The sequence below is a fragment of the Bradyrhizobium sp. UFLA03-84 genome (assembly GCF_002289535.1).
GTDB lineage: Bacteria > Pseudomonadota > Alphaproteobacteria > Rhizobiales > Xanthobacteraceae > Bradyrhizobium > Bradyrhizobium viridifuturi.
This window is the reverse complement of record NZ_NSJY01000003.1, coordinates 307376-327715: the sequence shown is the minus strand read 5'-3', so window position 1 is coordinate 327715 and position 20340 is coordinate 307376. Positions and strand designations below refer to the sequence as shown.

Sequence of the window (20340 nt, the reverse complement as noted above, 5' to 3'; positions counted from 1 at the left end):
GTCAGATATGGCTATGCAGTGCCGGGAATACGTTAGGAACCGCCATGCTGTTTCGCCGCCACGGCCAATGAAACAGCACGGCCTGAAATACAAATTCGTGAGCGAGATGTCATGAGCAACAAGATGTGGGGCGGCCGGTTCTCGGAGCGTCCTGACGCGATCATGGAGGAAATCAACGTCTCCATCGACGTCGACCGGCACCTCTATGCCCAGGACATTGCCGCGTCCAAGGCCCACGCCGCGATGCTCGCCGCGCAAGGCATCATCACGTCAGCTGATGCGAAAAATATCGGTAAAGGTCTAGACACGATTTTGTCAGAAATCGGCAAGGGCGATTTCGACTTCAAGCGCGCGCTCGAGGACATCCATATGAATGTCGAGTCGCGGCTGTCCGAGCTGATCGGGCCCGCGGCGGGCCGGCTGCATACCGCGCGCTCGCGCAACGACCAGGTCGCGACCGATTTCCGGCTCTATGTCCGCGATACCATCGACGAGACAAACGCGGCGCTGGCTGCGTTCCAGCAGGCGCTGGTCACCCGCGCGCTGGAGCATGCCGGAACGGTGATGCCGGGCTTCACCCATCTGCAGACCGCGCAGCCGGTGACCTTCGGCCATCACCTGCTGGCCTATGTCGAGATGGCCGGCCGCGACCGTGGCCGCTTCACCGATGCGCGCAAGCGGCTGAACGAATCGCCGCTCGGCGCCGCGGCGCTCGCCGGCACCTCCTTTCCGATCGACCGCGCCGCGACGGCGAAGGCACTCGGCTTCGACCGGCCGATGGCCAACTCGCTCGACGCGGTATCGGATCGCGATTTCGTGCTCGAGACGCTCTCCGCAGCCGCGATCTGCGCGGTTCACATGTCGCGCTTCGCCGAGGAGATCGTGATCTGGACCTCGCCCCTGGTCGGTCTCGTCAAGCTCAGCGACAAGTTCACGACCGGCTCGTCGATCATGCCGCAGAAGCGCAACCCGGACGCGGCGGAACTCGTGCGCGCCAAGACCGGCCGCGTGATCGGCGCGCTCACCGCGCTCCTGATCGTGATGAAGGGCCTGCCGCTCGCCTATCAAAAGGACATGCAGGAGGACAAGCAGGGCGCGATGGAGGCCTTCGAGGCGCTGTCGCTCGCGATCCGCGCCATGACCGGCATGGTCGAGGATCTGGTGCCTGATGAGGCGAAGATGAAGGCCGCGGCCGGCGAGGGCTACGCCACCGCCACCGACCTTGCCGACTGGCTGGTGCGCAGCCTGAAAATGCCGTTCCGCGATGCCCACCACGTTACCGGGCGGATCGTCGGCCTGGCCTCCGGCAAGGGCGTGGCACTGCACGAGCTGCCGCTTGCGGCCATGCAGGAGGTCGAACCGAAGATCACCGCCGACGCGCTCAAGGTGCTCAGCGTCGAATCCTCGGTGAAGAGCCGGACCTCGTTTGGCGGCACGGCGCCGAAGAATGTGATGGCGCAGGCCAAGGCCTGGGCCAAGCGGCTGGAAAAAGAGCGAAAATTGGGCTGAACCGCAAAATTTGGTCGTGATTTCTCAGGCCACCGCCTCTCGCCAGAGCACGCCAATGTTTGTATGGTGCCGCCCGAATTGGGGAATTCGTCGTGATTAGCAAGAACCGCCTGACCCCCTCGGGATGGGCCATGATTGTGCTGAGCGTGTCAGCGCTCGCGCTCGGCGGCTGCGGCCGCAAGGGACCGCTTGACCTGCCGCCGACCGCGAACGCCGCGCCGGGCGCAGCCGCGAGCGACACCGAGAGCGAGCGGGCGGCACAGCCCAGCGTGTTCAATCCGACCTATGGCTCGGATGCCGCGCCGGCCGCGACGCGTGGCAATAAACGGCCCTTCGTCCTCGATCCGCTGCTCGGCAATTAATATCTCGAGCATGACGCGGAAAAGTGCGAAGCGGTTTTCCGAAGAGATCATGCTCAAACAATAAAGCGCGTCATGAATCATTTCGACTATCGCAACGGCGTGCTGCATGCCGAGGCGGTCAATCTCATTGAGCTCGCGGACGCCGTCGGCACGCCGTTCTATTGCTATTCGACGGCGACGCTGGAGCGGCACTACCGCGTCTTCACCGAGGCTTTCGCCGGCGAGAAGGCGCTGGTCTGCTACGCCATGAAGGCGAACTCCAATCAGTCGGTGCTGCGCACGCTGGCCAAGCTCGGCGCCGGCGCCGATGTGGTGTCCGGCGGTGAGTTGAAGCGGGCGCTGGCGGCCGGCATTCCGCCGTCGAAGATCGTATTCTCCGGCGTCGGCAAGACCGAAAGCGAGCTGCGCGCCGCACTCGCTACCGACATTCTCTGCATCAACATCGAGTCCGAGCCGGAGCTCGAAATGCTGTCGCGGCTGGCGGTCGAGATGAAGACCACGGCGCGGATCTCGGTGCGGGTCAATCCCGATGTCGATGCCGGCACTCACGCCAAGATTTCCACCGGCAAGTCGGAGAACAAGTTCGGCATTCCGATCGCCCGCGCCCGCGAGGTCTATGCCCGCGCGGCGAAGCTGCCGGGCATCAAGGTCACCGGCACCGACGTGCATATCGGCAGCCAGATCACCGATCTCGGTCCGCTTGAGGCGGCCTTCCGGCTGCTCGCCGAATTCGTGCAGACGCTGCGCGCCGACGGTCACGATATCTCGCATGTCGATTTCGGCGGCGGCCTTGGCATTCCCTATTACATGGACCGCGCCGCGCCGCCGGAACCCAGTGCCTATGCCGCGATGGTCAAGCGCGTCACGCACAATCTCGGTTGCACGCTGATGTTCGAGCCGGGCCGCATGATCGTCGGCAATGCCGGCATCCTGGTTGCCCGCGTGATCCATGTGAAGCCGGGCGATGCCAAGAACTTCGTCATCATCGACGCCGCGATGAACGATCTGATCCGGCCGACGCTGTATGAAGCGTATCACGACATCCTGCCCGTGCGGCAGCCGGCGCCTGATACGCCCACGATGGTCGCAGACGTGGTCGGCCCGGTCTGCGAGACCGGCGACTATCTTGCGCTCGACCGCGCGCTGCCGCAGCCGAAGGCCGGCGATCTCCTCGCGATCATGACCGCGGGCGCCTATGGCGCGGTGCAGTCCGGCACCTACAACACGCGGCCGCTGGTGCCGGAGGTGCTGGTCAAGGACGAGCAGTACGCCGTCGTGCGCCCGCGCATCGACGTCGATGCGCTGATCGCGATGGACAAGCCGGCGCCGTGGCTGTGAGGCGCTGATGGCGCCTCACTAACGGCGTCGTCCCGGTGAAGGCCGGGACCCAAAACCACCGCTCCTGATTGTCATGCCGAGCTGGAGCTCCAGCCCAGCTAAACCACAAACGCCTGTGGTTATGGGTCCCGGGTCGCGCTTTGCTTGCCCGGGACGACGTCTTTTTTTTCACGGCGCTTACTTCGCGGCGTGACTACCGCCCTTGGCCCCGCCGACGATCACGCCCGCAGCTTTCTCGATCGGCTTGATCGCCGCGGTGAAATCCGACTCCGGTCCCTCGTCGCGGATGATGACCTCCCAGAGCCGGCCGACTGCTTCGGCGACTTCCATCGACAGCCCGAGCGCGCGCATCTCCTCGACGGCAAGGCGCACGTCCTTGACCATCAACCCGGTGGCGAAGCCGAAGTCGAAGCTGCGCGGCAAGACCGAGCGCGGAAACTTGTCGCGGCTCGCGGTGTTCAGCCCGGACCCGGCATTGATGACGTCGATCATGACTGCGGGATCGAGCCCGGACTTCACGCCCATCACGACGGCCTCGGATGTTGCGACCATCGCGGTTGCGGACAGGAAGTTGTTGGCGAGCTTCATGGTCTGGCCGGAGCCCGGCTTGGTGCCGATGAAGAACACCTTGCCGATGACGTCGAGCGCGGATTTCACCAGCTCGAAATCGGCGCGCGGGCCCGACACCATCACCGCCAGCGTGCCCTTCTCGGCGCCTGACACGCCACCGGAGACCGGGCTGTCGATCTGCACGATGTTCTTGTTCGCCAGCAGATCGTGGATCTTCACGGCCATCCGCGAGCCGACGGTGGAGAGATCGATGAAGCGCTTGACGCGCGTGCCCTCGATCACGCCGCCTGGGCCGGTCGCAACCTCGAGCGAGGCCTGCAGCGACGGCAGGCTCGCCATCACGGTCTCGACGCGGTCGGCGATGTCCTTCGGCGACGATGCCGCCGCAGCGCCGAGCGCAACCAGCCTGTCGAGCGCGTCCTTGCTGGTGTCGAACACGGTGAGCTTGTGGCCGGCCTCGATCAGCCGGCGCGCCATCGGGAAGCCCATCTTCCCGAGGCCGATGAATCCGATTTCCATGGGTCGTTTCCTTTTCTTTGTTATGCGCGATGTTCCGCGCCCCACATTCAGTGTCGTCCTGGCGAAAGCCAGGACCCATAACCACCGCTTTCGATTGTTGTGCGAGGCTGGCGCTCCAGCATCTCTAACCACGAAGGCCTGTGGTTATGGGTCCCGGCTTTCGCCGGGACGACGATGCGGAGGCAGCAGCGCCTCACGCCTTGTCGAGTTCGGCGAACACCTCGCGCGCGATGCGGAAGCTGTCGACGCCGGCCGGGATGCCGGCATAGATCGAGACCTGCATGAAGATCTCGCGGATCTCGTCGCGGGACACGCCGTTGGTCAGCGCGCCCTTGATGTGCGCCTTCAGTTCGTGCGGCCGGTTCAGGATCGAGATCATGGCGAGGTTGAGCATGCTGCGGGTCTTGCGCGGCAGCTCCTCGCGGCCCCAGACTGCGCCCCAGCAATATTCCGTGACGAGTTCCTGGAACGGCTTGTTGAAGCTGTCCGAGTTCTTCAGCGCATTGTTGACATAGGCCTCGCCGAGCACCGCCTTGCGGATTTCGAGCCCCTTGTCGTGCGTCTTCTGGTCCATATCGTTTCCTCGTGCGTTAAGGCGTTGGTTCGGGCCGGGAAGTTACGGGGTCGAACCGCCGCAGTCACGCCTTCGTGTTATGCGTATTTCCCGGTGTGGGTTACGCCCCGGAACGGGTGCCTCAAAGCCGCCGCCGTGCTAGGCTGACCTGCCGGCTACCCCGGAGATTTTATTGAGCGGAGCCAACATCGACCCGTCTGACAACGCCTCACGCGCGGTCCGCGACAGCGATGCGATCGCGCGGCTGAAATTGATCGAGGCTCTGCAGCGGGCAAGATTCGCGATTGCGTGGGAACGGGCCTGGCCGCATCTGGCGCGGTTCCTGACGGTCGTGGGTTTGTTCCTGGTCGCGTCCTGGGCCGGGCTGTGGCTGCTGCTGCCGTTTGCCGCACGCGTCGCCGGTGCCGGCCTGTTCGGCCTTGCCGCGCTCGCGGCGTTGGCGCCGCTGGCGCGCTTCCGCTGGCCGAGCCGCGAGGAGGGCCTGAGCCGGCTCGACCGCGGCGCCGGCATCCCGCATCGCCCCGCTACCACGCTGTCCGATACGCTCACCAACAAGGATCCGTTTGCGCTGGCGCTGTGGCAGGCGCAGCGCGAGCGCACGCTGGCTTCGATCAAGCGCATCCGCGCCGGCCTGCCGCGGCCGCGCGTCTCGCTGCACGACCCCTGGGCGCTGCGCGCGCTGGTCATCGTCATGCTGGTCGCAAGCTATATCGCGGCCGGCGACGAGCGCGGGCTGCGGGTCGCCTCCGCGTTCGACTGGAACGGCATCATGGCGCCGGCCAATGTCAGGGTCGACGCCTGGGTGACGCCGCCGAACTACACCGGCAAGCCGCCGATCATCCTGTCGAACGCCAACAAGGACGCCAACGCGGCCGACACCACCCCGCTCGCGGTTCCCTCGGGCAGCACGCTGCTGGTGCGCTCCAGTGGCGGCACCATCGACGTCGTGGTCGGTGGCGGCGTTGCCGAGGTGGCGCCGGAAGGGCAGGCGCCGAAGGGCACCAATGAGCGGCATTTCAAGATCACCGGCGACGGCACCGCGCATGTCCGCGCGCCGGCCGGCCAGCCGCAGTGGAAATTCACTGCGACGCCCGACCGCCCGCCGTCGATCGCGCTCGCCAAGGATCCGGAGCGGCAGGCGCGCGGCGCCCTGCAGATGTCCTACCGGCTCGAGGACGATTACGGCGTGACCGAAGCGCACGCGCAGTTCGCGGCGCGGCCCGCCGATGCGCCCAAAGACGCGACCAAGGATTCGACCAAGGATGCCGACGGCAAGGCCGCGCAGCCGCGGCCGCTGTTCGAGCCGCCGCAGTTCGCGCTGGTGCTGCCGAATGCGCGCACCCGCAACGGCGTCGGCCAGACCGTCAAGGACCTCAGCGAAGATCCCTATGCCGGCGCCGACGTGACGCTGACGCTGACCGCCAAGGACGAGGCTGGCAATGAGGGCAAGAGCGAGCCCTTCAACATGCGGCTGCCGGAGCGGCTGTTCACCAAGCCGCTGGCGCGCGCGCTGATCGAGCAGCGCCGCATCCTGGCGCTCGATGCCAACCAGAACGGCCAGGTCTACGCCGCGCTCGATGCGCTGATGATCGCGCCGGAAATGTTCATGCCGGAGACCGGCTATTATCTCGGCCTCCACACCGTGGCCCGCCAGCTCGAGGCGGCGCGCACCGACGATCAGCTGCGCGAGGTCGTCGCCAGCCTGTGGGCGCTCGCCGTCACCATCGAGGACGGCAATATCAGCGACGTCGACAAGGCGCTGCGCGCGGCGCAGGACGCGCTCAAGCAGGCGCTGGAGCGCGGCGCGACCGACGAGGAGATCAAGAAGTTAACCGACAATCTGCGCGCGGCGCTGGACAATTTCCTGCGTCAGATGGTCGAGCAGTTCCGCAACAATCCGCAGCAGCTCGCCCGGCCGCTCGATCCCAATGCCAAGGTGCTGAGCCAGCAGGACCTCAAGAACATGCTCGATCGCATGGAGCGGCTGTCGCGCTCCGGCGACAAGGATGCGGCGCGCCAGCTGCTCGAACAGATGCAGCAGATGCTGGAAAACCTGCAGATGGCGCAGCCCAACCAGGGCGACGACGACATGCAGCAGTCGCTCAACGAGCTCGGCGACATGATCCGCAAGCAGCAGCAGTTGCGCGACAAGACCTTCAAGCAGGGCCAGGACTCCCGCCGCGACCGCATGCGCGGCAAGCAGGGCGACCAGTCGATGGGCGACCTGCAGCAGGATCAGCAGGCGCTGCGCGACCGCCTGAAGAAGCTGCAGGACGAGCTCGCCAAGCGCGGCATGGGGCCGGAGCAGCGCGGCCAGAAGGGCCAGAAAGGTCAGAAGGGCGATCAGGCCCAGCAGGGCGAGCAAGGCGGCGATCAGGGGGATCAGGGCGACGACGGCGATGGGCTCGACCAGGCCGATTCCGCGATGGGCGATGCCTCCGGCCGGCTCGGCGAGGGCAACGCCGACGGCGCGGTGGATTCGCAGGGCCGCGCGCTGGATGCGCTGCGCAAGGGCGCCCAGAGCCTTGCCGATGCGATGCAGCAGGGTGACGGCGATCAGCCCGGCGATGGCCCCGGCAACCGCGCCGGCCGCCAGCAGAGCGGCGGCAACCAGACCGATCCGCTCGGCCGTCCGCTGCATGGCCGCGAATTCGGCGACGACTACACGGTGAAGATCCCCGGCGAGATCGACGTCCAGCGCGTCCGCCGCATCCTCGAAGAGCTGCGCCGCCGCCTCGCCGATCCGTCACGGCCGCAGATCGAGCTCGACTACATCGAGCGGCTGCTGAAGGATTATTGATCCGGCCATCATCTCGGCTGTCATCGCCCGGCTCGACCGGGCGATCCAGTATTCCAGAGACGCTAGTGCTTGAATCGAGAGGTCGCGGCGTACTGGATACCCCGCATGCGCGGGGTATGACACCGAATGTGTGTTGAACTATTGCGCCTTCCGCGCCGCCAGCGCGTCCGCCACAGCGGTGCGGATATCCGCCACCGAGAACGGCTTGGTCACCACGTCGTGCACGATCGCCTCGAGGCCGGAGGCGCGCTCGCGCTGATGGGCGAAGCCGGTCATCAGCAGGATCTTCAACTCCGGAAAGTCGCGCGCCGCGGTCAGCGCCAGCGCGATGCCGTCCATCACGGGCATCTGGATGTCGGTGAGCAAAAGGTCGAACGCGCCTTCGTCGCGCGTCAGAACCTCCAGCGCCTCGGCGCCGTCCTGCGCGGTCACGGTCTCGTGGCCGTCCATCGCGATGGCGCGCGCCACCAGCGAGCGCATCGAATCTTCGTCGTCGGCGATCAGAACACGCGTCATGGTGAGTGTCGGTTCCCGCAAGTGTTGGCGCGCAGCCTCAGGCGCGGCCGCCGGTGAGGTCATGCTTGTTGAAGAAGCGTACGTCGATATTGCGGCCTTCGGGCGGCGGCGAGGCGAGGCGCGACTTGAAGAAGGCGCGCTCGCCCGGATTGAGCACCGGCTGCTCCAGCACCGCATTCCAGGCATAGATCTCGGCGCCCTGCGCGTCGCGCACCGAGAAGCGCAGCCGCGGCAATTCGACCGGCTTCCTGGTCTGGCCGACGATCATGCCCTCGATGACCAGCACCGGCTTGCCGTCCACGGTCTCGTTGGTGATCTTGAGGTCCTTGAAGGCAAGCCCGCGCAGATTCACGTCGAGCCCGACCATCTTGTAGAACAGCGCCGTCTGCGGCAGCAGCCGCACTACGTCGTTGCGCCACACGAACAGCGCGATGATCAGCGCGGCCATCGCAGCGCAGGTGGTCGGCAGCGCGCCGATCACGGGCATGAAGGGAATCCGGGGCAGGGAAGGCAGGCGGAACAGGCGGGGAAACCGCGGCAGGCGGAAGCGGCGCTTTCCGGTGGCTTCCTGGCCGTCGGCATGGGCCGCGGCATCCGCCTCGGCCACCGCCGGCCACGCGGTCGCGGCATCGCCCTCGGGCAAATCGGCCGAAATCGACGGGCTCTCGACCACCGGGGTCTCGTCGGTCTCCTCGCGGCCCATCGCCTCCCATTCGGCGGCAAGATCGGAGCCGGCGGCCTCGTAGGCCAGGGTGGGCGCGGTCGCCCCGATCGCATCCTCCGGCCGGGCCAGCCAGACCTCGCGGCAGCGGGAACAACGGACGGTGCGTCCGGCCTCCCCGAGGGTGGCCGGATTGATGGCATAGGATGTTGTACAATGCGGGCAAACGATATGCATGGAGCCGAATCTCCACCGTGTGGTATGCCCGGATGCTACTGAGCGACCGTTAACGAATCGGAAACCATAACGGTCGCACAAGCTTTCGGTGCGGTTCGCGGCCGCTCGGCGGGGCGTTCGGGCCGCCGTCAGTGTTGGGTATTGGGCCACCAGGCCCTCTCGAACGGAGCTAGCGCATTGGTTCGGTTCGAAAATGTCGGTCTGCGCTACGGGCTCGGCCCGGAGATTTTGCGCGACCTCTCCTTCATGATCCCGGCGCACTCGTTCCAGTTCCTCACCGGGCCGTCCGGCGCGGGCAAGACCTCGCTGCTGCGGCTTTTGTTCCTGTCGCTGCGGCCGACCCGCGGGCTGGTCAATCTGTTCGGCAAGGATGTCTCCCTGCTGAGCAAGGACCAGGTCGCCGACCTGCGCAAGCGGATCGGCATCGTGCTGCAGGATTTCCGCCTGCTCGATCACATGACCACTTATGAGAACGTCGCGCTGCCGTTCCGCGTGATGGGCCGCGAGGAATCGACCTATCGCCGCGAGGTGATCGACCTGTTGAAATGGGTCGGCCTCGGCGAGCGGATGGATGCGCTGCCGCCGATCCTGTCGGGCGGCGAGAAGCAGCGCGCCGCGATCGCGCGCGCGGTGATCTCGCGGCCGCAATTGCTGCTGGCGGACGAGCCGACCGGCAGCGTCGATCCGACGCTCGGACGCCGCCTGCTGCGGCTGTTCATCGAGCTGAACAAGTCCGGCACCGCAGTCATCATCGCGACCCACGACATCACGCTGATGGATCAATACGAGGCGCGGCGGCTGGTGCTGCATCAGGGACGGCTGCACATCTATGAGTAGGAGCGGCGACGAGAAAGTGTCGTTGGTCGATCTCGGGCGCGAGCGTCCGCAAGTCCCGGCCACGGCGCGCAACATGTCGCCGATCGTGCCGCGCGCATCGATCTCCGGCCGCGCGCTGGTCGCCGTGGTCGCAATCATGACCTTCCTCGCCTCGCTGACGACAGGCACCGTGCTGCTGGTCAGCGCGTCCGCCGCCGAATGGCAGTCGGAAGTCTCGAGCGAGATCACCATCCAGGTGCGCCCTTCGCCGGGCCGCGATCTCGATCGCGATGCGCAGGCAGCAAGCGATGCGATGCGGGCGCAGTCCGGCATCCTCGAGGTCCGTCCGTTCAGCAAGGAGGAGAGCGCCAAGCTGCTGGAGCCGTGGCTCGGCAGCGGGCTCTCGATCGACGAGCTGCCGGTGCCGCGCGTCATCGTGGCGCGGGTGCAGCCCGGCACCACGCTCGATCTCGCGGGCTTGCGCGCGCGGGTGACGCAGGCGGCGCCGACTGCAAGTGTCGACGATCACCGGGCCTGGATCGAGCGCATGCGCTCGATGACCGGCGCCACGGTGTTCGCCGGCGTCGGCATCCTGATCCTCGTGATCATCGCCACGATCATTTCGGTGTCGTTCGCCACCCGCGGCGCGATGGCCGCCAACCGCCCGATCGTCGAGGTGCTGCATTTCGTCGGCGCCGGCGACAGCTTCATCGCCAACCGCTTCCTGCGGCACTTCCTCCGGCTCGGCCTCGAGGGCGGGCTGATCGGCGGCGGCGCGGCGATGCTGGCGTTCGGCTTCTCCGAGTCGATCGCCAACTGGTTCTCCGGCACGCCGGTGGGCGACCAGTTCGCGGCCCTGCTCGGCACCTTCTCGTTGCGTCCGTCGGGCTATCTGGTGCTGGCGTTGCAGGCGGTGCTGATCGCGGCGATCACGGCATGGGCGTCGCGGCGCACCCTGTTCGCCACGCTCGACGACATCGACTGACGGCCGGCGGCATCGCAATGATGGCGCCGATTTCGTGGTCGCAATTCGCGGGTTGAGTGTGATCCGGCGTGCATTCGCGCAGGTCCAGCCGCGGCAAAACCGGTTTCCACTTTTCCGGATCATGTTCTAAAATCGCCGGGGGGAAGGGTAGCCGCATCACATGAGTTTGCAGTCCGACGATACGTCGCCGAATGGCTATGCCGCGCGCCCGCGCGGCTGGCTGCGCGCCGCCATCGTCGCGTCGCTGGCGCTGGCGTTCGTCGCCGCCGCGGTCGGTTTCATCGGCTTCCTGTCGCAATTGCGCGGCGTCGAGACCGACCCGCCGCACAATGCCGACGGCATCGTGGTGCTGACCGGCGGCTCGTCGCGGGTCTCGGACGCGATGGAGCTGCTGGCGGCCGGCTACGGCAAGCGTCTCTTGATCTCCGGCGTGCACCCGACCAACGACGCCAGCGACATCTCCCGCTCGGTGCCGGACAGCCAGGGGCTGATGCGCTGCTGCGTCGACCTCGACCGCTCGGCGGTCAACACCCGCAGCAATGCGGCGGAGACGCGGCGCTGGGTCCACGAGCGCGGCTTCAGGTCGCTGATCGTGGTGACGTCGAACTACCACATGCCGCGCGCGATCGTGGAACTGTCGCATGCGATGCCGGATGTCACGCTGATCCCGTTCGCGGTGGTCGGCGACAAATGGCGCGACGAGCCGTGGTGGACGAGTGGCGGAACGTTCCGTCTCTTGCTATCGGAATACGCCAAATATGTCGCCGCGGAGATGCGGGTGCGGCTGGCCGATATCGGCCTCGACCTGACCTCCGATCTCGGCGAGCCGGCAGCCACGCCGCGCCGCCCGGCGACGGCGCAGGCGTCAAACAAGGACTGAAATGATCTTCCTGCGTTCGCTGATCTTCAACGTGCTGTTCTATCTGGTGCTGGTGCTGCTCTGCATCGTCGCGCTGCCGGCGCTGCTGCTGCCGCGGGGCGCGCTGATGGCGCTGGAAGCCCTGTGGGCCAATATCAGCCTGTTCCTGATGCGCGTGATCTGCAACATCCGGATCGAGTTCCGCGGCGTCGAAAAGATCCCGCCGGGACCATTGGTGGTCGCCTCCAAGCACCAGTCGTTCTGGGAGACGTTTGCGCTAGTGCGCTTCTTCGAGCACCCACTGTTCATCCTCAAGCGCGAGCTGATGATGATCCCGGTGTTCGGCTGGTACCTGAAGAAAGTGGGCATGATCTCGGTCGAGCGCGGCGGCGGACCGCGTTCCCTGGTCAAGACGCTGAAGCGCGCCGCAGCCGAGGTGAAGCTCGGCCGCCAGCTCGTGATCTTCCCCGAGGGCACCCGCACTGCGCCCGGCGCCGCGCCGAACTACAAGGCCGGCGTCGCGCAGATCTATGCCGAGAGCGGCGTGCCGTGCCTGCCGATCGCGCTCAATTCCGGGCTGTTCTGGCCGCGCCGCACCTTCATGCGCTACCCCGGCACGCTGGTGGTCGAATTCCTCGATCCGCTGCCGCCCGGGCTGCCGCGCGACGAGTTCATGACCCGCCTGCGCGACGAGATCGAAACCGCCACCACCCGCATCGTCGACGCCGGCCGCGCCGAGCAGGCGAAGCTTTTTGGTGGCGTGCCGGATGCGACGGAGTAGGGCGCGATCTCGTGGACGGCGACGTTCGGCGCCGCTAGCCGCGCTTTTCTTGCCGCCGGATGTCATGGTGCCGTAGCGCATCGACGATCACCTTGAATGCAGCCGAGTTCTGCCGGGACGTCGGGTAGTAGATGAAATAGCCGTCGAACTTCGGCGACCAATCGTCAAGCACGACAACCAACTCTCCCGACCGCACATGCTGCGCGGCCATGTCTTCGGGAAGATAGGCAATGCCGAAGCCTTTCACGGCGGCATCGATCATCGCGTGCGAGTCGTTGAAGGTCATTTGCCCCTCGACGCGTACCCGGAGTTCAGCATCATTCTTGGCGAACTCCCACACATAGTGACCGCCCGCTGCCAGGCGCCGCTTGATGCAGACGTGGTTGACGAGGTCCTGTGGACGCTTGGGTCGGGGATGTTCCTTCAGATAGGCGGGTGAAGCGACCGCGACCAGCCGCCAATCGGGGCCGATGCGCACCGCGATCATGTCCTTTTCCACGCTCTCGCCGAGCCGGACGCCGGCGTCGAAGCCGTCCTTGACGATGTTGCGGAATCCCGTGTCGACGCTGAACTCGACCTGGATATCCGGATATCTCTTCAGGACCGGCGACAGCTTCGGCCAGACGGCGGTCTGCAGCGCGTGGTCCGAAAGCGTGATCCGGATGGTACCCGATGGCGTGTCGCGCAGCGACATCAGCGCCGCGATATCGCGCTCGATCTCTTCGATGCGCGGCGCAAGCGATTGTTGAAGGCGCTCGCCCGCCTCGGTGAGGCCGACGCTGCGCGTCGTGCGCGTGAGAAGCCGCAGCCCCATCTGCATCTCGAGGCGCTTGATCGTGTGGCTGAGCGTCGACTGTACGACGCCCAGCTTGGCAGCGGCCTTGGTGAAGCTGCGCTCGCGGGCGACCGCCACGAAGGCCAGTAAGTCGTTGAAATCCTGGCTTGCCATGGCGCCAGTATTCATGGCCCAGGTCGATTAATGCAAGCGAATTATAGCGGCTAATCGAACGTCGTGCCGCGCTCTATGTGTGACCGCGAACAGCGCCGACGCGGGCGCCTCTCTGAACATGGATGCTCGATGGACGCCACAATCGATCAAAAGACAATGCAACCAATGACCGCGTGGAGCGCCGTCTTCGCGCTTGCACTCTGCGCCTCGACCCTCGTTGCAACCGAGTGGATGCCCGTGAGCTTGCTCACGCCGATTGCAGCAGGCCTTGAGTTGACTGAAGGACAGGCCGGGCAAGCCATTTCCGTGTCCGGCTTCTTCGCCATCCTGACCAGCCTTTTCATTTCGGCCGCAACGCGCGGCGCCGATCGGCGGGCCGTCTTGCTGTGGCTGACCGGCGTCATGCTGATCTCCGGCGTCGTCGTCGCGTTTGCGCCCACCTACACGGTTTTCATGGTCGGGCGTGCGTTGGTCGGCATGGTCGTTGGAGGCTTTTGGTCGATGTCCGCCGCAACGATGATCCGCATCGTGCCAGCCGCCGATGTGCCGCGCGCGCTCGCGATCCTCAATGGTGGCAATGCGCTCGCGACGACGATCGCCGCGCCGCTTGGTAGCTTTCTTGGCCAGTATATCGGTTGGCGCGGCGCGTTCTTTTGCGTCGTGCCGATCGCGGCGCTGACGCTGCTCTGGCAATTCGTCGCCCTCCCCAGGATGCCGAGCCATGAACGGGCGAGCGCGACGGCGGCATTCAAGGTGCTGCGACGGCCCGGAGTGCCGTACGGCATGCTCGCGGCGGGGCTGTTCTTCCTCGGGCAGTTCGCGCTCTTCACTTATTTGCGGCCATTCTTCGAGACGGTCACGCGCGTCGATGTCACGACCATTTCGGCTCTGCTGCTCGTGATGGGCGTTGCCGGTCTTGTCGGTACGACCCTGATCGGCCTTGTTATCCGCGACCGCCTTTATACGTTCCTTGTATTGATGCCGTTCGTAATGGCCGTGATTGCCGTTGCCCTCACGGCATTGGGCGGCTCGCTTGGCGCAACGACGGCGCTGATGTTCCTGTGGGGCTTCATCGGCACTGCGGCGCCCGTTGGCTGGTTTACCTGGTTGAGCAAGGCCTTGCCCGATGACGCTGAAGCAGGCGGCGGGCTGATGGTCGCGGTGATCCAGCTCGCCATCACGGCGGGTGCCGCGGGTGGTGGCGTGCTTTTCGACAGTAGCGGCTATCGCGCCACCTTCCTGTTCAGCGCCGTCATCCTTGCTCTCTCGTCGCTAGTGATTCTGGTCGGAGCGCTTCGCCGCAGGGCAAAAGTCGGCACGCAATGCACGTCTTGTGCGTCGGCAAGTCCGGCTGCGTGACGCAACGTCTTGGCGAATGCGTGCTTCACCTCCCCTCGGCGAGGAGAGGTGAAGCATAGCGCTTGCTCACCGCATCACGAACGGATTGGCCGGCACGTCGGTCGCGGTCGAGATCCAGACGCTCTTGGTCTCCTGATATTCGCGCACCGCGTCGATGCCGCTTTCGCGGCCGACGCCGGAGAACTTCATGCCGCCGAACGGCATCATGTAGCTGATGGCGCGGTAGGTGTTGACCCACACCGTGCCGGCGCGCAGCTGCTTCGGCACGCGGATGGCACGCGCGAGATCCTTGGTCCAGATGCCGGCGGCGAGGCCATAGATGGTGTCGTTGGCGATGCGGATGGCGTCTTCCTCGGTGTCGAAGGAGATGATCGACAGCACCGGCCCGAACACCTCCTCGCGCGCAATCCGCATCGAGTTGTCGACATCGGTGAAGATGGTCGGCTCGACGAACTGGCCGCCCTTGATGCCGTCGCCGGAAGCAGGCTTGCCGCCGAGCAGGCAGCGTGCGCCTTCGGCTCTTGCAATGTCGATGTAGTCGAGCACCTTCTTGTACTGCGCGGGTGTCGTGATCGGCCCGACATTGGTGTCTGATTGCATGGGATCGCCGATCTTGGCGGACTTCGCGAGCTCCAATACGCGCGCGACGAACTTCTCCTTGATCGAGCTCTGCACCAGGAGGCGCGATCCGGCGATGCAGGTCTGCCCCGTGGCGGCGAAGATGCCTGAGATCGCGCCGGCCGCAGCCGCCGTGAGGTCGGCATCCTCGAACACGATGTTCGGCGACTTGCCGCCGAGCTCGAGCGAAACGCGCTTCAGGCTCTTGGCCGCGGTCTCGTAGACCTTTGCGCCTGTCGTGTCCGACCCCGTGAAGGTGATCTTGGCGACGCCGGGATGCGAGATCAGCGCCGAGCCTGCTTCGGGGCCGAAGCCGGTCACCACGTTGAAGATGCCGTCGGGAATCCCGGCTTCTTTCGTCAGCTCGGCGAATTCCAGCGTGCTGGCCGAGGTGAATTCCGAGGGCTTGACGACCACGGCGCAACCGGCCGCGAGCGCGGCGGCACATTTCCAGGCGACGAACAGCAGCGGCGAATTCCACGCGGTCAGCGCCGCGACGACGCCGACCGGCTCATGCGTCGTGTAGGCAAACGTCTCCGCCTTGTCGATCGGCACCAGGCCGCCCTCGAGCTTGTCGACCAGACCGCCGAAATACCACCACCACTCCGGATGGTAGCGCAGCTGGCCCAGCATCTCGGCCATCAGCTTGCCGTTGTCGCGCACCTCGATCTCGGCGAGCCGCTCGGCATTGGCCGCGACGAGGTCGCCGAGCTTGCGCATCGCCTTGCCGCGGGCAGAGGCCGTCATCTTGGCCCACGGTCCATTCCACATCGCCTCGTTGGCGGCCTTCACCGCCTTGTCGGCATCGGCGGCGGTGCCGCGCGGGATTTTGGCCCAGGCCTCGCCGCGATAGGGATCGATCGATTCGAACCACTCGCCATTGGCCGGGTCGACATACTGGCCGTTGATGTAGAGCTGATAGGTCTTCATGAGATCCTCCCGCAAGAGACGCTGGTTCTGGTTGGCCAAACGGTATCATGCCTCGCGCGACGCCGTCATAACGCGGCTGCGTGAACGGGGTTGCTCGGGCCTCAGCCGTGCGGTGCGGCAAGCTCGGCTGCGATGATCGCGCCGAGCGCCATGTCGCTCTGCTGGCCGAAGCCGTGATGCACGATGTTGCCGTCGCGACCGATCAGGATGCTGGTCGGGGTTCCCTGCATGCCGTAGCGCTGCATCGTGACCGGGATCGGCGTGCCGTCGCCGGCCTCATCGACGCCGATAGGGAAGGTCAGCCGGTATTCGTGGATAAAGGCTTCCAGCGACACGGGCGTCATCGCCGCATGGTGCTCGAATACGGTGTGCAGCCCGATCACCTGCAGGTCGGAATGCTTGAACAGCTCGAAGGCGCGCTGGGTCTGCGGGGTGCCGTGCGACACGCAGCCCGGACACAGCATCTGGAACGCGTGCAGCAGCACCGGGCGGCCGCGCAGCGCCGCCAGGGTCAGCGGCTCGCTGTTGAACCAGCGGGATGCTGCGATTTCCGGTGCTGGAGTCACGGCCTGGTTCCTTGCGCCTGCCACTTCGCGTCAGGTTGGCAAGATCGACGCCGATGTGTCAACGACCGGCGGCGCCTGCCGCTGCTGCCCGCCGTGCGCGGCGGGCGGCGCGGCGGCGCTGGGTCCAGAGCCTGGCGCGGTCGAGATAGAGATAGACCACCGGCGTGGTGTAGAGCGTCAGGATCTGGCTCAGGATCAATCCGCCGAAGATCGCGATGCCGAGCGGCTGGCGCAGCTCGCTGCCTTCGCCGAGCCCGATCATCAGCGGCACCGCGCCGAACAGCGCGGCGAGCGTCGTCATCATGATCGGGCGGAAGCGCATCAGACAGGCTTCGTAGATCGCATCGCGCGACGACAGCCCGCGCTGGCGCTCGGCGTCGAGCGCGAAGTCGATCATCATGATCGCGTTCTTCTTGACGATGCCGACCAGCAGGATCACCCCGATCATGCCGATGATGTCGAAATCGGTGTGCGACAGCATCAAGGCCGCGACCGCGCCGACGCCGGCCGAGGGCAGGGTCGAGAGAATGGTCAGCGGGTGGATGTAGCTCTCATAGAGCATGCCGAGCGAGATGTAGATCGTCGCCAGCGCGGCAAGGATCAGGAACAGCTCGTTCGCCAGCGCCTGCTGGAAGATCTTCGCGGAGCCCGCAAACCCGCCATTGATGCCCGCCGGCATGTTGATCGCGTGCATCGCATTCTCGATCGTGGTGGTCGCGGTGCTCAAGGAGACGCCCGGCGGCAGGTTGAAGGAGATGGTGCTGGACACCAGGAGGTCCTGGTGGTTGACCGCGAGCGGCGTCTCGCCATGCTCGAAGCGCGCGACGCTCGACAGCGGGATCATGGTCTCGGCGTTGGTCGAGACCGCGGTTCCGGTCGAGGCGACGCCCTTGCCGGTAGCGCCGATCGAGTTGGTCGCCTGATTGCGCACCACATTGGCGGCAATCGAGTTGAGCGAGCTCTTCTGCGAGGACGAGGCCACGGTCCCGGCCACCGCATTGGTGCTCTGGGTGCCGGTCGCCGACCCGCCCGAGGTCGAGATATAAACCTCCTTCAGGGTCTGCGGGTCCTGCGAGAAGCGCGGCGCCACCTCCATGATCACGTGATACTGGTTGCGCGCGACGAAGATGGTCGAGACCTGGCGCTGCCCGAATGCGTCATAGAGCGTGTTGTCGAGCTGGCTGACCGTGATCCCGAGCCGCGAAGCGGCGTCGCGATCGATCACCAGATTGGCTTGCAGCGCCTTGTTCTGCTGGTCGCTGTTGACGTCGGCGAGGGTCGGCTCCTTCTGCAGCGCGGCGACCAGCTTCGGCGTCCACTCGTTCAGCTCCTCGAAGGTCGAGCCCTTCAGCGTGTATTGATACGCCGCGTTGCCCGAGCGCCCACCGGCGCCGAGATCGCCGATCGATTGCAGGAACAGGGTGGCGCCGGCCACGCTCGCCAACGGCTCGCGCAGCCGCTCGATCACCTTGTCGGCGCGCAGGTTGCGTTCGCCCATCGGCTTCAGCGAGGCGAACACGGTGCCGGTGTTGGTGCCGCCCGGGCCGACGCCGCCGCCACCGGTGAAGCCGACCGCGGTATCGACCGCCGGATCCGACTTCACGATGTCGATGAACTGGGTCAGCTTCTGCTTCATCAGCTGGAACGAGGTGCTCTGGTCGGCCTGGATCGAGCCGACCAGCAGCCCGGTATCCTGCTGCGGCACGAAGCCCTTGGGCACGACCCGGTAGAGATGGAAGTTCAGATAGAGCGTCGAGCCCAGGATCAGCATCACCAAGAGCGGATGGCGCAGCGCGAGGCCGAGCGTCGCGCGGTAACCGCCCAGCAGCAGCTCGAACACGCGCTCGCTGATCCGGTAGACCCGGCCATGCGACTGGTCTCCCTCCTTGCGCAGCAGCACCGAGCACATCATCGGCGTCGTGGTCAGCGAGACCACCAGCGAGATCACGATCGCGATCGTGATGGTCATGGCGAATTCGCGGAACAGGCGGCCGACCAGCCCGCCCATCAAGAGGATCGGCACGAATACCGCGATCAGCGACACGCTCATCGACAGCACGGTGAAGCCGACCTCGCGGGTGCCGACCAGCGTCGCCTCCAGCCGCGACAGCCCCGCATCCATGTGGCGGGTGATGTTCTCCAGCACCACGATGGCGTCGTCGACCACGAAGCCCGTCGCCACCGTCAGCGCCATCAACGAGAAGATGTCGAGCGTGTAGCCGAGCAGGTACATCACGGCGAAGGTCGCGATCAGCGACACGCCGACCGCCACCACAGGCACCAGCGTCGCCCGCGCATTGCGCAGGAAGGCGAACACCACCAGGATCACCAGGGCGACCGCGATCAAGAGCGTGATCTCGACATCGTGCAGCGAGGCCCGGATCGTCTTCGAGCGGTCCATCGCGAGCGTGATGTCGACCGCGGGCGAGACCGAGGCCTTGAGCTGCGGCATCAGCCCTTTCACATTGTCGACCATCTTGATGATGTTGGCGCCCGGTTGCCGGTACACGATCATCACGACGGCCGGCTTGCCGTTGGCAAGGCCGAGCGTGCGCACATTCTCCACCGAATCGATCACGTCGCCGACGTCGGTCAGCCGCACCGCCGCGCCGTTGCGGTAGGCGACGACCAGCGGCTTGTAGTCGGCCGCCTTGCGGGCCTGGTCGTTGGCGTAGATCTGGTAGCGCTGGTCGCCGACGTCGATGCCGCCCTTCGGGCTGTGCGCATTGGCGCTCGAGAGCGCGGCGCGGACGTCCTCGAGCCCGATGCCGTATTTGTAGAGCGCCGGCGGGATCAGCTCGACCCGCACCGCGGGCAGCGAGCCGCCGCCGACCGAGACCTCGCCGACGCCCTCGACCTGCGACAGTTTCTGCGCCAGCACGGTCGAGGCGGCGTCATAGAGCTCGGCCGGCGTCAGCGTGTCCGAGGTCAGGGTGTAGATCAGGATCGGCGCCGAGGCCGGGTTGAACTTGCGGTAGGTCGGATTGGCGCGGAGGTTGGTCGGCAGGTCGGCGCGCGCCGCGTTGATCGCCGCCTGCACGTCGCGCGCGGCGCCGTTGATGTCGCGGTCAATGTCGAATTGCAGCGTGATGCGCGCGGAGCCGAGCGAGGACACCGAGGTCATTTCGGTGACGCTTGCGATCTGGCCGAGGTGCCGTTCCAGCGGGCTCGCCACGGTGGAAGCGACATCGGCCGGGCTGGCGCCGGGCAGCGTCGCCTGCACCATGATGGTCGGGATGTCGACGTCGGGCAGCGGCGACACCGGCAGCTTGAAGAACGCAATGATGCCCGCCACCACAAGTCCAAGCGACAGCAGCGTGGTGCCGACCGGCCGTCGGACAAAGGGGGCGGAGAGGTTCATTGCATCAGCGAGCGATGTTTGCGGATGAGC

General features: G+C 66.1%; 17 protein-coding genes. 9 read left to right on the top strand and 8 right to left on the bottom strand.

The annotated features are described in order from the left end of the window. The first annotated feature begins 111 nt into the window (after positions 1 to 111). The 3 genes from argH (at position 112) to lysA (ending at position 3209) form a co-directional block, all read left to right on the top strand. A complete protein-coding gene (argH, locus tag CK489_RS01565; RefSeq protein WP_095731044.1) occupies positions 112 to 1509 on the top strand; it encodes an argininosuccinate lyase in 1398 nt (465 codons plus the stop codon). Between the two features lie 92 nt (positions 1510 to 1601). Next, complete coding sequence (lptM, locus tag CK489_RS01560; protein WP_050629457.1) at positions 1602 to 1871, top strand: LPS translocon maturation chaperone LptM; 270 nt, start codon at positions 1602 to 1604, stop codon at positions 1869 to 1871. Between the two features lie 72 nt (positions 1872 to 1943). Further along, positions 1944 to 3209, top strand: a complete 1266-nt coding sequence (lysA, locus tag CK489_RS01555; protein ID WP_095731043.1) for a diaminopimelate decarboxylase — start codon at positions 1944 to 1946, stop codon at positions 3207 to 3209. A 177-nt stretch (positions 3210 to 3386) separates the two neighbouring features. On the opposite strand, the gene CK489_RS01550 is transcribed toward lysA, so the two are convergent. After that, complete coding sequence (locus CK489_RS01550) at positions 3387 to 4298, bottom strand: NAD(P)-dependent oxidoreductase (protein WP_095731042.1); 912 nt, start codon at positions 4296 to 4298, stop codon at positions 3387 to 3389. A gap of 193 nt (positions 4299 to 4491) precedes the next feature. Next, the gene (locus tag CK489_RS01545) at positions 4492 to 4872 is read right to left on the bottom strand and encodes a carboxymuconolactone decarboxylase family protein (protein ID WP_050629459.1); all 381 of its coding nucleotides are present in this window, start codon (positions 4870 to 4872) and stop codon (positions 4492 to 4494) included. A 172-nt stretch (positions 4873 to 5044) separates the two neighbouring features. Between CK489_RS01545 and CK489_RS01540 the strand changes: the two genes are divergently transcribed. Beyond that, positions 5045 to 7672, top strand: a complete 2628-nt coding sequence (locus CK489_RS01540; protein ID WP_198960797.1) for a TIGR02302 family protein — start codon at positions 5045 to 5047, stop codon at positions 7670 to 7672. Between the two features lie 138 nt (positions 7673 to 7810). Here CK489_RS01540 and CK489_RS01535 read toward each other — a convergent pair whose 3' ends face one another. Both CK489_RS01535 and CK489_RS01530 read right to left on the bottom strand, forming a co-directional pair. Next, positions 7811 to 8188 (bottom strand): response regulator, encoded by a 378-nt coding sequence (locus CK489_RS01535; protein WP_095731185.1) that lies wholly within the window; start codon positions 8186 to 8188, stop codon positions 7811 to 7813. Between the two features lie 37 nt (positions 8189 to 8225). Continuing rightward, positions 8226 to 9086 (bottom strand): MJ0042-type zinc finger domain-containing protein, encoded by an 861-nt coding sequence (locus CK489_RS01530; RefSeq protein ID WP_095731041.1) that lies wholly within the window; start codon positions 9084 to 9086, stop codon positions 8226 to 8228. A 177-nt stretch (positions 9087 to 9263) separates the two neighbouring features. Here CK489_RS01530 and ftsE point away from each other — a divergent pair, with 177 nt between their 5' ends. The 4 genes from ftsE (at position 9264) to CK489_RS01510 (ending at position 12527) form a co-directional block, all read left to right on the top strand. Next, positions 9264 to 9923 (top strand): cell division ATP-binding protein FtsE, encoded by a 660-nt coding sequence (gene ftsE / locus CK489_RS01525; protein ID WP_021079468.1) that lies wholly within the window; start codon positions 9264 to 9266, stop codon positions 9921 to 9923. Then, the gene (locus CK489_RS01520) at positions 9916 to 10887 is read left to right on the top strand and encodes a cell division protein FtsX (RefSeq protein WP_095731040.1); all 972 of its coding nucleotides are present in this window, start codon (positions 9916 to 9918) and stop codon (positions 10885 to 10887) included. The genes ftsE and CK489_RS01520 overlap by 8 nt, the downstream gene beginning before the upstream one ends. Before the next feature lie 160 nt (positions 10888 to 11047). Beyond that, positions 11048 to 11767: a YdcF family protein gene (locus CK489_RS01515; RefSeq protein WP_095731039.1), complete on the top strand. Its 720-nt coding sequence runs from the start codon at positions 11048 to 11050 to the stop codon at positions 11765 to 11767. Between the two features lies 1 nt (position 11768). Then, a complete protein-coding gene (locus tag CK489_RS01510; RefSeq protein WP_050629464.1) occupies positions 11769 to 12527 on the top strand; it encodes a lysophospholipid acyltransferase family protein in 759 nt (252 codons plus the stop codon). 34 nt (positions 12528 to 12561) lie between these two features. On the opposite strand, the gene CK489_RS01505 is transcribed toward CK489_RS01510, so the two are convergent. Then, positions 12562 to 13476, bottom strand: coding sequence for a LysR family transcriptional regulator (locus CK489_RS01505; protein ID WP_050629465.1), 915 nt, complete (start codon positions 13474 to 13476; stop codon positions 12562 to 12564). 129 nt (positions 13477 to 13605) lie between these two features. Between CK489_RS01505 and CK489_RS01500 the strand changes: the two genes are divergently transcribed. Continuing rightward, entirely contained in the window at positions 13606 to 14835 is a 1230-nt protein-coding gene (locus CK489_RS01500) for an MFS transporter (RefSeq protein WP_095731038.1), read from the top strand. Positions 14836 to 14901: 66 nt separating this feature from the next. Here CK489_RS01500 and CK489_RS01495 read toward each other — a convergent pair whose 3' ends face one another. The 3 genes from CK489_RS01495 to CK489_RS01485 form a co-directional block, all read right to left on the bottom strand. Beyond that, positions 14902 to 16383, bottom strand: a complete 1482-nt coding sequence (locus CK489_RS01495) for an aldehyde dehydrogenase (protein WP_095731037.1) — start codon at positions 16381 to 16383, stop codon at positions 14902 to 14904. A gap of 101 nt (positions 16384 to 16484) precedes the next feature. After that, entirely contained in the window at positions 16485 to 16949 is a 465-nt protein-coding gene (locus CK489_RS01490; RefSeq protein WP_050629510.1) for a peroxiredoxin family protein, read from the bottom strand. 58 nt (positions 16950 to 17007) lie between these two features. Next, the gene (locus CK489_RS01485) at positions 17008 to 20310 is read right to left on the bottom strand and encodes an efflux RND transporter permease subunit (protein WP_095731036.1); all 3303 of its coding nucleotides are present in this window, start codon (positions 20308 to 20310) and stop codon (positions 17008 to 17010) included. Positions 20311 to 20340: the final 30 nt, after the last annotated feature.